Here is a 13321-nt window from a genome sequence, read left to right as displayed (position 1 = left end):
AATAATCAGGTTCATTTACCAAGGATTTCTAATCATGTCTGAAAACAATTCCTCGTCAAACCCAGTTGAATACGACTTTGCCCGCATCGAAGATAAATGGCAAAAGTATTGGGACGCTAACAAAACTTTTAAAACGGAAAATGTATCTACGAAGCCGAAGTACTACGCGCTCGATATGTTCCCGTTCCCATCAGGAGATGGACTTCACGTAGGTCACCCTGAAGGATATACAGCGACTGACATCATGTCTCGCTACAAGAGAATGCTCGGATTCAATGTTCTTCACCCAATGGGTTGGGATTCGTTTGGTTTACCTGCAGAAAACTATGCAATGAAAACTGGAACTCATCCAGACGTGACAACTAAAAAGAACATCGCGACTTTTACTCGTCAGCTAAAGGCCCTTGGCTTTTCTTATGACTGGGACAGAGAAATCGCGACTTCAAACATTGACTACTACAAGTGGACTCAATGGATTTTCGTTCAGCTTTACAACAAAGGTCTAGCTTACGAAGACGAAATCAATGTTAACTGGTGCCCAGCTTTAAAAACGGTTCTAGCTAACGAAGAAGTTGTCGACGGTAAATCTGAAGTGGGTGGACACCCTGTTATCCAAAAGAAGATGAGTCAGTGGATGCTTCGTATTACTGAGTACGCTGAAAGACTGCTTGTTGATATCGACGATGTTGACTGGCCGGAATCAATTAAAGAAATGCAACGTAACTGGATTGGAAAATCTGAAGGTGCGACTGTAAAATTTAAAGCTGTAGCTGAAAACGACAAATACCAAATGTCATTCACACAACCTGCTCATAATAATTTTGTAGATGTTATTTCTCAAACATCACACCCTGAACTTTATCAAAATATTGATATAGCGACTTATCATGAGCTAGAAGTCTTCACGACAAGACCAGATACTTTGTTTGGTGCTACTTATATGGTTATCTCACCTGAGCATCCATTGGTTAGTGCGCTTACAAGACCAGAACATAAAGAAATAATTGCAGCTTACCAAAAAGCTTGTCTTGCTAAAAACGATCTAGAAAGAACTGAACTTAACAAAGATAAGTCAGGTGTCTTCACTGGATCATACGCAATCAATCCAGCTAACAATAACTTGATTCCTATTTGGATTGCTGATTACGTTCTTATGACTTACGGAACAGGTGCTATCATGGCCGTTCCTGGACACGATGAACGCGATCATGAATTTGCAGTAAAATACAATCTTCCTATCATTCAAGTTTTAGAAGGTGGAAATGATGATTCTGGTCCACATACTGGTGACGGAAAACACATCAACTCTGATTTCCTTGATGGATTAGATAAAAAAGCTGCTATCACTAAAATGATTTCATGGCTTGAAGAGAAAAAACTTGGAACGAAGAAAATTAACTATAAACTTCGCGACTGGATTTTCTCTCGTCAAAGATACTGGGGTGAACCATTCCCTCTTCTAAAATATGAAGACGGAACAATTCGCTGCTTAGATGCTGATGAATTACCGGTAGCTCTTCCAGAACTAGAAAAATATGAACCATCAGGAAGTGGAGAATCTCCACTGGCCAACGCAACTGACTGGCTTTGGATTACTGATCCAAAAACTGGAAAGAAAGCAAAACGCGAAACAAACACAATGCCTAACTGGGCAGGGTCTTGCTGGTACTACCTACGCTTTTGTGATCCTAAAAATGAAAAGGAACCATGGAACTCTGAGATTGAAAAATACTGGATGCCAGTAGATTTATACATTGGTGGAGCTGAGCACGCGGTTCTTCACCTACTTTACGCTCGTTTCTGGCACAAGGTTTTATTTGACCTTGGATATGTTTCGACAAAAGAGCCATTCAAAAAACTTGTGAACCAAGGACTAATTCTTGCCAGCGATGGTGAGAAAATGAGTAAGTCGCGTGGAAACGTTGTTAACCCGGATTCAGTTGTAAAAGAATTTGGTGGTGACTCTCTAAGACTTTATGAAATGTTCATGGGCCCACTTGAAAAAGTAAAACCATGGAATGAAAACGGTACGAAAGGAGTATTTAACTTCTTGAACCGCGCTTACAGATTCTTCGCTGATCCATCAAAGATTGTTGGTGGAGCTGAACAAGATGAAACGACTAAGCTTCTTCATAAGACAATTAAGAAAGTAACTGAAGACTATGACAACCTTAGATTCAACACGGCGATTTCTGCACTTATGATTTTCACTAACCACTGCTATAAAGCTGGTACAGTGACAAAAGATACGGCAAAGATCTTTACACTACTCCTTGCTCCTATGGCACCACATGCTGGTGAAGAAATTTGGGAAATCTTAGGTGGAAAGAAAACGTTAACGTATGAAGCATGGCCGAAGTACGACGCTGAATTAGCGAAAGATGATACGATCACTGTTGCTGTTCAGGTTAACGGAAAACTTCGTGCGACTCTTGAAGTTGAGCCAACAATTACTCAAGAAGAAATTCTTGCGTTGGCAAAAGCTGATGAGAACGTAGCTAAGAACCTGGTTGGAACAATCGTTAAAGAAATTTACGTTCCAGGTAAAATTGTAAACTTTGTAGTAAAGGCATAAGGAATTATATGACAGAAAAATTTTATATTACGACCGCTATCGACTATCCAAATGGAAAGCCGCACATGGGTCACGCTCTAGAAAAAATCGTTAGTGATGCGTACGCCAGATGGCACAAGTTTTTAGGTTATGAAACATACTTCTTAACTGGTACTGACGAAAACGGACAAAAGTTAATTGAGTCAGCGAAAGCTAACGGAATGGAGACTCAAGCTTATGTTGATGAGAACTCAAACATCTTCAAAAAGCTTTGTGCTGATTTAAATATTTCAAATAATGATTTCATCAGAACGACTGAAAAGCGTCACCACGATGTTTGTATCAGTCTATGGAATAAATTAGAGAAAAAAGGCGACGTATACTTCGGTGTATACTCTGGACAGTACTGTCTTGCTTGCGAGTCTTTCTACACTGAAACACAAGCTCCGGATAATATTTGTCCTGCTCACAACACTCCTTTAACTTTAAAAGAAGAAGAAGGTTATTTCTTTAAGATGAGTGCTTACCAAGACTGGATCATTTCATACATTAAAACTCACCCGAACTTTATTGTTCCGAGTTCTTCATACAATGAAATGCTTTCACGCCTTGAAGGTGACAAACTAAGAGATCTTCCAATCTCTCGTCCAAATGAAAATTGGGGAATTCCTGTTCCGGGAAATCCAAAGTTCGTTATGTACACTTGGTTTGATGCTTTAATTAACTACTACGCTGCTGTTGCAGGAACGCCGAACGAAAAGTTCTGGCCAGCTTCAATGCACGTTATTGGTAAAGACATTACATGGTTCCACACAGTCATCTGGCCAATCATGCTTCATGCCGCTGACATCGCTCTTCCGAAACAAGTTTATGTTCACGGAATGATCATGGCCGAAGATGGAAAGAAAATGTCGAAGTCGTTAAACAACGTTGTCGACCCGAATGATATCCTGGCGAAATATCCACTGGATAGTTTCCGTTATTATTTACTTCGTGCGATCCCTGCTCAAAACGACGGACGCTTCTCTGAAAAAGAATTGATTGAAAAACATAACTCAGAACTTGGAAACAGTTTTGGTAACTTGATCATGCGAGTAATTAAACTTTACTTAAAAGACAATGAACCAACTCTATCTGGAGAAGGCATCACTCAAGAAGTTAACTTCGATGAGAACTTCGAGAAGATGAAAATGTTCATGGAAAAACGCGAGCACAACAGAGCCCTAGAGGCCCTGTGGGAAGGCGTGAACTCGATGAACCAATACGTAAACACTAAAGAGCCATGGAAGCTTAAAGACGACAAAGCAGCGCTTAAACAAGTTGTTTATAACTGCCTTTACTCTATTCATGCGATCTCAACTCTTCTAACTGCATTTCTTCCAGATACAGCAGAAAAAGCTCTACAACCATTAGGTGTGAAGCTTGGGAAATTTGAAGATGTGAAGTTTGGAAAAATTACTTATGAACTAACTGAGCCAATGCCGTTATTTCCTAAGATTGATCCTCCGGCCGCTCCAGCTCCGGCACCTAAAGCTCCGAAGCCTCCAAAAGCACCGAAGCCGCCAAAACCAGAATCAGTTTAATCAAATATATCTGGGCACGTGCCTTTTAAGCCGTGCCCTGTATTTGCACTCGTCGCCTCTAAAAGGACACACTTTTTAAGCAAAAAAACATAAAATTTGCTTAGTTATACATCCCACCGGCATTTTCAGGACCTCATTTAAATCTTTAAATTTATTCAGCTTTCCCATAAACTTAAGCTGTGCTTGAACTATCAGCGCTAAAAGCAGATTAGAATAAACAATACGAAAGAAACGACTTTTATAAATGGTGAATAGATGGATGAAGAACAATTAGCATTAGTCGAGGAAGGCTTAAATCTGCTCTTGCAGAAGTATAAGCAAAACCAGAACGCTGATGACCGCAGACGTATGCAAGCTGTTATGGACGCGAAAATTGCCATTAGAAAAGTTATGCTTTCAGTTGCTATCAAGGGTGACATTAAAGACATCGTTCCGGTACTAGAAGGTGGTAAAGGCGCTGGCTGGGAAGTGACAGATTTCGATGACAGAGTTGTGCGTTACCACGCTTAATATCTTGTTTATGATAAATTTTTAGTCAATAATGGCCTCCTATATGGAGGCCTTTATGTTTGACCAAATTACCGAAGACATCAAAAAAGCAATGTTCGCAAAAGACAAAGAACGTCTGGACGCTCTTCGCTACTTCAAAAGTATGCTGATTGAAAATAAGACTTCTGCAAAAGCTGCATCTCCTGAAATGGATGTTTTAATTAAGCACGTAAAGAAGTTAAAAGACTCGCTTGAAAACTTTCCAGCTGAAAATGAAATCAGAAAGAAAACAGAAAGAGAAATTACAATTCTTTCTGAGTACATGCCGAAGCAATTAGATGAATCAGTTGTTAAAGGGTATATCGCTGAGATTATCGCAGCTAATCCTGGTCACAATGCTGGTTTAGTTATGAAAGACCTTAGCCCGAAAATTAAAGGACAGTTTGATAGCAAAGTTGCTAACGAACTTGTTAAGGCAGCACTAGGTTAATTTTAAATTTAGAAATTTAGACAAAAAAAATGCAGCCTCTGAGCTGCATTTTTTTTGCTTATTGTTTACAAGTTATGGCCACAGGAAAGTGATCGCTCAGAACTTCCTGCATAAAACGATAGTAGTAAGGATTCGTTAATTGTCTCAAGAAGACTCTTCTCTTCAACCCTTCAAGCCTTTCTTGCACTTGAAACTCATCCCCAACAACTTCATTTCTTTTTACTGTATATAGATTCGTAAGATACTTATCAAACCCCGAAACAAACTTATCCATCTTACTCTGACCAGCAGGTGTTAATGGGTACTCAAGTTTAATCGTTGCCGGATCATCTACTGGTGGGATATCTCCATCTTCAACAATCGCGCTGTCTTCTGAATCTAAACCTAATACGTGCTCAGCTTCATAAGTCTCAATGTTAAAATTGAAATTTTTTTTCTTCAGCCCCACAGTTTCTTTTCTAATGACGTAGCGGCTTTCGATGTCTTTATAAATATTTTCATTATAGTAGTTATAAACTTCACCATCATTACATTCAAAAAAAGCAGTCTTATCTAAAATGAAATGATCGTAATCATTTGCGACACCGTTTGTCTCTTTACCATTCGACATATATCTAGCTGGAGAAAGTGTCGTCGGTTCATTGATTAAAAGCTGCCCACCTGGGAAAGCTTTTAAAATTTCCGGCCAGTAAATGTTGTTTGAAATAAGGTTCGTGTCGGCCATGAACATGATTCTGTTGTCTTTATATTTTTTTCTATAAAGGTCCATGAAAGTTAAAGTATTTTTTACTTCAGCATAACGAGCAAAGTTAGTTGAGTTGATTCCGCCGCCTAACTCTTTGTAGCTATCAACACCGAACGTTTTTTGCATAAGATCTTTTTCTGCTTCTTCATCACCTGAGTATGTGAATACCATGTGAGAAGTTACCAGTGTAAAAGTTTTTCCTTTTGCCTTGAAGCTTGCCATGAACGGACGTCTTGCAAAATGTTTTGCTAAGTCCTTGCCCATAAAGTCTTCAGTCAATGTGATTAGACAAGCGTATGGAGTTCCGCCACCTGTGTCTGCCACTTCTTTGCAATGAGGGTTCACTGTAGGAGTCGCTGCATTTGAACGATAGAAATATCCACTTAGTTCTTCAACTGATCCAGCTAAAGCTGAATCCCCTCTCGGAGATAAAATCAGTGCCCAACTTGGGTCTAGTTTTTTAAGTTCTGTTAGAACTCTTAAATACCCTGGAGCACGGTAAAGATCGTAAGCCGTTCTTGTATCATTAATTAACTTAACAATTTTTACATCCATTTCCTGGATCTTTAATGAGTCTTTCAGTTTTGATTTTTGCTGACGAAGTTTCGTCACCATATCGGCCGAGCCTTGAATCAACTCTAAAACTGATCTGTTATTTTGCTCATCACGGCCAACTGTTGCTAAAAGTTCAAGTCCCGCAACGATATCGTAACGATTCATGATTTTTGCAATCAAAGTGTAATCTTTGAACAAAGCTTTTGAAGTACCCGGGTGAAGAAGATTGTAATTGGCGATCTTTAGAGCACCTGTTGAGCGTACCGCATTTGATGTTGGACCGTAGTGATTGTAATTAGTGTAGCAATCTAGTGCGTACTCTTTATTAACGATCAAGGCCTTGATGGCCTCGCAACGATCCTGATATTCCGAAATCTTAGCAGCATCATCTTCTGGAGATTTCTGTGCTGGAACATCTAAAATGTTTGCCTTCACCACACTTATACAAAGCAGTGATGAGATAAGTAAAAATTTCTTCACGAAATTCTCCAACTCTAAGGATCAACTAATAATGGTCATTAGTTTACCAACTAAAAAGGTCGATCTTCAACTTTTGCCTGCCAAAGATTTCTTTCCAAGTGTCTGATACCCTGTTCCTGACACAAAAAAAATGTATCTATGTAAGAATGACGCTACTAAAGTTTTTGACCCAATATGCCGAATAATCCACTAGAAATTGAATCCAAATGCGAGGGATGACGTATGTACAAGTATTTACTGATTTTTTGTTTATCTATTAACATGTCTTTTGCTTCAGCTGTAAAGCTCGTCGACTATCTTGTTAGTGGGACAGGAGTAACGGAAATTTTAGCTAAGCACGGAATCAAAGGTAGTGATGCAAAACAAGTGCAAAGCTATGTTGCTTCATCTTTATCTGCGCTTGGAAATAAAGGAACAAACCTTTCTCGCGAAGAATTACTAGCAGTGCTTAGTAAACTTCCGGTAACAGGGCCAGATGCTAACGTAAGAAAAAGCCTACAGGTTCTTCTTGATAAGCCAGAAGCAAGCATTAAAAAAGCTGACGTAGTTGAAGCTATCAACAACATCATCTATCTTGCTAACCGCCACGGTAAATCAGTGATCATTACATGTGCTGAATGTGTGAATGAAAACTTAGCGAAAGACGGATTTAAGTTTACAGTTGAAACAATTAAAAACGCTTCATCTCAAAAACTTTTAAGCGACGTTATTCCAAAGAACCCAGCTCAACTTAATACATTCATTTCTGCTCGTATGAAAAGACTTGGAATGGGAGACTACTCTAAAGTAACTCCACAAGCTGTTCTTCCAGAAGACGAAAAGTCACTTGCACTTTTCCTAGGTCTTGCAGACGCTGGATCAGCTGAACAAAAAGCACTAATCGCTTCAATCAAAAAAGTTTCAACTGTAAAAGGTAAAGTAAACATCATCGATCCAAAAAACCCACATAAGTTTTGGAAGATCCTAGCTGACGATATGTCTGCTCAAGATATGGCAGGTTGGACTAAGACTCTTGATGAAGTAGCTGCTCGCGCTCAGAAAGACGGTGTAACTGCTGAAGAAGCTTTCTACCGTACGCTTAAAGATAAGGCACAAGGAAACGAGTACCTTACTAAGCAATATGAAACGCTAAAAGCTAAAAAGTGTTTCTTTAAGTAATTAAAAAATTCGAAAGTTTAAATAAGAAGGCCGATCAATTGATCGGCCTTTTTTATTTTATAGATTTGAAATCCAATTTTCTATTGAAGTGAAGTCAGCTGTTGAGAGCTGCCCTGCTGGTGGCATATTCCCGCCAACATTCTTGAGTTTGGTATAGAGTAGCGATGATCCAAGATTTCCGTTTGTCACGAGACCTGCACTCACCCATTGCGCTGATGTTTTATACTCAGACCATGAATGACATTGAAAGCAGTTTGTTTGCATCACTTTGTAAGCTTCAAGAAGTCTTAGTCCTTCCGGCGTTGAGGAATCAATTCCTTCAACCGGAGAATACTGAGAGTAATCACCATAGTTGCTATTATAGTCCTGGCCACAACCAGAGAGTATTGAAAGCAAAAATAATAAGAATGATATTTTTTTCATAAAATTAAACTTCGATGATTGCCACAACATCAACAGTATCCTTTACACCAATGCTCATATAGCTTGCTTCTTTTAATTTAAAATCAGAGGCCTTCACAGTGAAAGAGGCTTCGATTTTACCAGGACCTGCTGGTTTGTATGTAAATGAAACCGGTTTTTTCTCGCCGTTAACATTCAATGTCCCCGTCCCTTTTCCGTCAGCAGCAGTGATTTGAGTAAAGCTAATTTTAGGAAATTGAGCGGCATTTAAATGTTTATGAAAATGCTCATCGCGAAGGTCAATTCCAGTCTTTAGTTCTTCTGTTTTTACCCATAGATTTTCAGCAGTGAATCCTGCGCCACTTTTCTTTACATCGCCTTTTACTTTTGCAGACTTCGCTTCAAAATTTCCTGCTGGAGTTAAAGTAACCTTTACTGTCACTTCATGCGCCGAAAGAGACGCCATCATTAAAAAACTCGCACCAATAACTAGTAAACTCTTCATTTTAATCTCCTAAAAATCATACAGTAAACCTACCGACCAAAGACTTCCAGGATTTGGAAAAACTTTTCCTAATCTGGTTCTTAGGGCCACTTTTTTTATTTTAATTTTTGATTGCAGGAAAAATCCTGCTTCAAATGTCTTTTCTCTTTCAAAGCGATAACGAGTTTCATCAGGATTAGTCCAATCTCCCTGGCGGTATTTTACCGGCAATTGAACTCCTAAAAGTACATTGTCTGAAATGGTTTTAAAGTACATTCCAGGTCCGGCCATAAATCCTTTTACCGAAACAGATGATTGTTGGTATTTAACGGCCGTACTTTCGGAGCTGATGCTAGCAGTGGCGACAGCAAAACATCCTTCAAAGTTAAATTCGTATTTAATGTTTTCCCACTTTCTTCCACCACCCAGACATGATCCCATGGCAGTGCTTAGCAGATCTGTTTTTACACCTGTACTCTGATCAACCAGATAAAGACGGTCTTGCCAGCTGATTAAATCAAGCGATACGTACCAACCTGTTTTATAGGCCAGACTGTCATCGTTATTAAGTTTTTCCTGCAATTGATCTTCTAGTAACTTTAATTCAGCTTCATCAACTTTTACTTTGCGGCCAAGGGCGATAAATCCTTCAGCATTTTTCTTATATTTATTGCGCTCTGAAGGTGGCGTGTAATCATTGGTCTTATTAAAAAGTTGGGTATTTAAAAAGGCCAGTTTGTAATAATAAAGAGAGAGCTTCGTTTTATCGTAAACAGTGCTATCTAATTTTCCTTCCGGAGTGTTTAATACTTTCTGGTGAGCTTCCTGATTAAAGTTAGTGATGATTTTGCGGTAAATTTCAACCGCCTCTTTTAACTTCTCTCTACGCTCAAAACTAATGGCAAGTCTTTCAAGTGCCATCCAGTTCTTACCTAAAGTCTCTTCTTCTTCATCGTAAAGATCTTCAACTTTTTCCAACTGATTTTTATCCAGATAAAGCTGCATAAGTTTGATGTTATCAAAAGTAGTTTTTGCAGATGTCTTAAACGACACCATCACTAACATAAATAGAATGATATATTTAATTTTCATCTGTTATAACCATAAGTGGATTTGTGCCATCAAATCCCACCTGTCTTTAATACTGTTTTCCTGACTAAAATTTCTCGTATTCTGAAGATCTACACGAAATTCAACTTTTGAAACTGGGAAATACTGAATGCTTGGCCCGAAGCGGACACGATAACTTTTATCATTGGCATTCTTGTAATATTCAACCGAGTTTAATAAGTACACACCTCTGGTTGCTTTAATGTGATTTTGAAAATTGGCGTAGTACTCAGTTTTATCACCGGCAATCAGCTTTGGTTTTTTATCAACTTTACCAACTTCAAAAAGAATACTGTTTCCATGATCTAAGCCTGCACGGATATGAATGGCCTGAGCTGTGAGTTCTAAAAACTCATTGGCCTCTGACATAAACGACATACCAAGACGATTTTTTTCTAAAAGTGTATATTCAAAAGTTCCAGCAAAACCTTTCATACGAAGATTTGCATCCTGAGTAAGATTTCCAACAAAGGCATTCAATCCTGCTTCAAAGTTTGGATTGTTATAATGAAGAATGGCCCCATGAGACTGATCATCCATTGTGACTTGTGGAGTGGTGCGGGCATAAGAGATATGCTCAGCAATCCTGATTCCGTAAGTTTTATCCATTAGTCCTGCATAGAATCCCCAAGATGGAGTTGGTCTATAACCAACATAATGTTCACGGGATCTGTATTCTTTTACACTGTCAGCAGCAGGAGTGCCTTGAAGTGAGCGTGGTACCGGTGCGTATCCAAAAGTGACACTTGAAATGTATTTATCATTCTCACCAAACTTCGCCACCAGACTAAGATCGGCCTGCATGTGAATATAGTCAGTCGTCTCGCCTACTTCTCCAAAATTTCTTTTAAGAAGCATTCCTCTGTAGCTGGCCTGTGGGCGAAAATGTTTATTCTTAGGTTGTTTGAAAAAAAATCCAGACTCTTCACTGATAAGCTCTTCTGGTTTGCTATCATTATAAAAACCGCGTGAACTTACTGCTGTCGCGGAAAAAGCACGTCCGTAATCATTAATGGGGCCATTACCGAAGGGATTATAGTGACATGTAATGCATGAATTATAACCGTGTCCAATAAAGTTTGGATAAGCGTGTGCTTTGGATGGCACAAGTAAAAGCATTCCAATAAAAGACAAAATTGGAAGAGTATAATGTTTCGACATTTTGGTATTTTTTCCTAAATAAACTAAAAATGTTCCTTAATAATAATCGAAAATTAAAGAATAACATCAATAATTTACCTTCAGATAACAGACTAAAAATCTCGGGTACTTTTTATTTCGGAACTATTTGCTTATCTAAATATATGACTACTACATGTTAGCATTATTGAAGTGAATTTATTTAAGGGAGAGGCCAGATTAAATTACCAAAATACACAAAAAAGAAATTGGTTTTAATTTCTTGTTTCGCTTTATTTTCAATTGAAGTTCTGGCCAGTGCAAAGACTCAGGCCTACCGACTTCACAACCGCATCGCCGGAGTACCACCCACACCTGCCGTTTTGAGTCAGATGGAAACTCTGATTAAAAATGGTTCAAGCAAACAAGCTGCTTTAGTGGCCCTGGATAATAAAAATTTTTACAACCTGACACTTAAAAATTGGGTCAAGCCATGGACTAACGTCGATGCAAGCCCACGTGTTCCACTTAATGACTATGTCGCGACAGTTATCGGAATGGTGAGAGACGATATTCCTTTTGATCAAGTCTTATACGGTGATCATCTTTATATTGCTGCTGCCAATACTCCTGTCACAATCCCCACTTACAGCAAAAAAGATAATAACCAATATGCTGAAATGGAAAATAAATTTGTTTCGTTAAAAGACTATCTCACTCGCGTGAGCCAGTCTGAAACAACAGGTATTAAAGATACGGCCGGAGTTATTACAACCAGAGCTTCGGCAAGTGCTTTCTTTTCTGCTGGAACTAACAGAAGAATGACTCGTTTTACTTTTATGAATTATCTTTGCCGAGATTTTGAAGCTGTTCACGATATCAACGTTCCCGACTATCACGTAAGAAGAGATGTTGAGAGAAATCCAGGTGGCGATAGTAGAACTTACCGCAATCAGTGCGTAGGCTGTCATGCCGGTCAGGATGGTTTAGGTGGAGCTTGGGCGTACTTTGACTTCGTCGATAACGAAATTAAATACACTGAAGGAAAAGTGGTCGACAAGATCAACAAGAATAATAACTACGCTGAGGGTTTTATCACTAAAGATGATGAATGGGTTAACATTTGGGCCGATGGACAAAATTCCAACCTCGGATGGCCGAATAAACAAACAGGTAAAGGCGCCAGAGAACTTGGGATGTTAGTTTCCCGCTCCAGAGCATTTGCTGAGTGTATGTCGACAAAAGTTTTCGAACTGGTGTGTGTGCATAAACCAAAGTCTGACTCTGAGAAAAAAGAGATCAAGAGACTGGCGGATACTTTCCAGGCAAATGATAAATTTAGTATGAAAAATCTTTTTGCAGAGACATCGATTCTTTGCATGGGAGAATAAATGAACTTTAATAAAAAACTCCCAACGAATATAAGAATTGCTATCTCAATGGGAACACTGGTTGTCATACTGTTTGCTTTCAATCAATGTGTGGCCGAGAAAAAAACGAATACGAAAAAATCAAAATCTTCAAGTGCTTCTACTTCCGTTCCTGATACATCAACTGAAGATGCTGGTGATATTGAAAACGAAGCAGAACTTCCAGATGGATTGGTTATGCCTCCAATCAACGCGCCAGTAGTAGAATCGGAAATGGACGCCATTGATGTAGGGGTTAAAAACTTTGAACAAATCCTGATTTCAATGTCTGAAGCAACTGGCGTTAGTGCGGCCGATACTGGAATTCAGTCTCTTTACAAAGAACTCTCTGTCCAGCTTCCGGCCGACAACAACATCAAAAGCTTTCTTCCAGCAAATCAGGTCGCGATTACAAAGCTTGCAGCTGAATTTTGTGAAAAACTGGTTGAGACACAGGATTTAAGAGTCGTTGTATGGCCCACTATTAATTTTAATCAATCCCCTACTCAGGTTTTCAATGCGACTAACAAGCAACTAATTATTACTCAGGCCATAACTCGTTTTCTTCCTCCGATGGAAGCGAACGAACAAACTGTAACTTCTAATGAGCTGTCTAAATTATTTGATGACCTGCTGACAGGTGAAAATCTAGGTTCCAGTGTGACAACGAAAAAGATTGTCAAAGGAATGTGTATTTCAACTCTGGCCAGTGCTCACGCAACATTTTTGTAGGAATGACTAAT

The 13321-nt window shown here is 39.0% G+C and carries 12 protein-coding genes; 7 read left to right on the top strand and 5 right to left on the bottom strand.

Annotation, left to right across the window (positions count from 1 at the left end):
• The first annotated feature begins 34 nt into the window (after positions 1 to 34).
• From leuS to SHI21_RS11855, 4 genes are all read left to right on the top strand, one after another.
• Entirely contained in the window at positions 35 to 2575 is a 2541-nt protein-coding gene (leuS, locus tag SHI21_RS11870) for a leucine--tRNA ligase (RefSeq protein ID WP_410198822.1), read from the top strand.
• 8 nt (positions 2576 to 2583) lie between these two features.
• Positions 2584 to 4137 carry a methionine--tRNA ligase gene (metG, locus tag SHI21_RS11865; protein ID WP_323576803.1) on the top strand — a complete coding sequence of 518 codons (1554 nt, stop codon included), beginning with the start codon at positions 2584 to 2586 and terminating at the stop codon, positions 4135 to 4137.
• Positions 4138 to 4392: 255 nt separating this feature from the next.
• A complete protein-coding gene (locus SHI21_RS11860) occupies positions 4393 to 4647 on the top strand; it encodes a hypothetical protein (protein ID WP_323576802.1) in 255 nt (84 codons plus the stop codon).
• A gap of 55 nt (positions 4648 to 4702) precedes the next feature.
• Positions 4703 to 5116, top strand: a complete 414-nt coding sequence (locus SHI21_RS11855) for a GatB/YqeY domain-containing protein (protein WP_323576801.1) — start codon at positions 4703 to 4705, stop codon at positions 5114 to 5116.
• Positions 5117 to 5174: 58 nt separating this feature from the next.
• Here SHI21_RS11855 and SHI21_RS11850 read toward each other — a convergent pair whose 3' ends face one another.
• On the bottom strand, positions 5175 to 6896 hold the full coding sequence (locus SHI21_RS11850; RefSeq protein ID WP_323576800.1) for an exonuclease/endonuclease/phosphatase family protein: 1722 nt from the start codon (positions 6894 to 6896) through the stop codon (positions 5175 to 5177).
• A 222-nt stretch (positions 6897 to 7118) separates the two neighbouring features.
• On the opposite strand from SHI21_RS11850, the gene SHI21_RS11845 reads away from it, so the two are divergent.
• On the top strand, positions 7119 to 8054 hold the full coding sequence (locus SHI21_RS11845) for a hypothetical protein (protein ID WP_323576799.1): 936 nt from the start codon (positions 7119 to 7121) through the stop codon (positions 8052 to 8054).
• A gap of 57 nt (positions 8055 to 8111) precedes the next feature.
• On the opposite strand, the gene SHI21_RS11840 is transcribed toward SHI21_RS11845, so the two are convergent.
• The 4 genes from SHI21_RS11840 to SHI21_RS11825 are packed head-to-tail and all read right to left on the bottom strand — an operon-like array spanning position 8112 to position 11211.
• Complete coding sequence (locus SHI21_RS11840) at positions 8112 to 8477, bottom strand: hypothetical protein (protein WP_323576798.1); 366 nt, start codon at positions 8475 to 8477, stop codon at positions 8112 to 8114.
• A 4-nt stretch (positions 8478 to 8481) separates the two neighbouring features.
• The gene (locus tag SHI21_RS11835; RefSeq protein ID WP_323576797.1) at positions 8482 to 8961 is read right to left on the bottom strand and encodes a YceI family protein; all 480 of its coding nucleotides are present in this window, start codon (positions 8959 to 8961) and stop codon (positions 8482 to 8484) included.
• Positions 8962 to 8970: 9 nt separating this feature from the next.
• Positions 8971 to 10032 carry a tetratricopeptide repeat protein gene (locus SHI21_RS11830; protein WP_323576796.1) on the bottom strand — a complete coding sequence of 354 codons (1062 nt, stop codon included), beginning with the start codon at positions 10030 to 10032 and terminating at the stop codon, positions 8971 to 8973.
• Between the two features lie 3 nt (positions 10033 to 10035).
• On the bottom strand, positions 10036 to 11211 hold the full coding sequence (locus SHI21_RS11825) for a hypothetical protein (protein ID WP_323576795.1): 1176 nt from the start codon (positions 11209 to 11211) through the stop codon (positions 10036 to 10038).
• Between the two features lie 227 nt (positions 11212 to 11438).
• On the opposite strand from SHI21_RS11825, the gene SHI21_RS11820 reads away from it, so the two are divergent.
• Together SHI21_RS11820 and SHI21_RS11815 are read left to right on the top strand one after the other, a co-directional pair.
• On the top strand, positions 11439 to 12560 hold the full coding sequence (locus tag SHI21_RS11820; protein WP_323576794.1) for a hypothetical protein: 1122 nt from the start codon (positions 11439 to 11441) through the stop codon (positions 12558 to 12560).
• On the top strand, positions 12561 to 13310 hold the full coding sequence (locus tag SHI21_RS11815) for a hypothetical protein (RefSeq protein ID WP_323576793.1): 750 nt from the start codon (positions 12561 to 12563) through the stop codon (positions 13308 to 13310).
• The last annotated feature ends 11 nt before the right edge of the window (positions 13311 to 13321 follow it).

The sequence above is a fragment of the Bacteriovorax sp. PP10 genome (assembly GCF_035013165.1).
GTDB classification, from domain to species: Bacteria; Bdellovibrionota; Bacteriovoracia; order Bacteriovoracales; family Bacteriovoracaceae; genus Bacteriovorax; species Bacteriovorax antarcticus.
The sequence above is the reverse complement of the archived record's forward strand: the minus strand, read 5'-3'. Positions and strand labels throughout refer to the sequence as shown.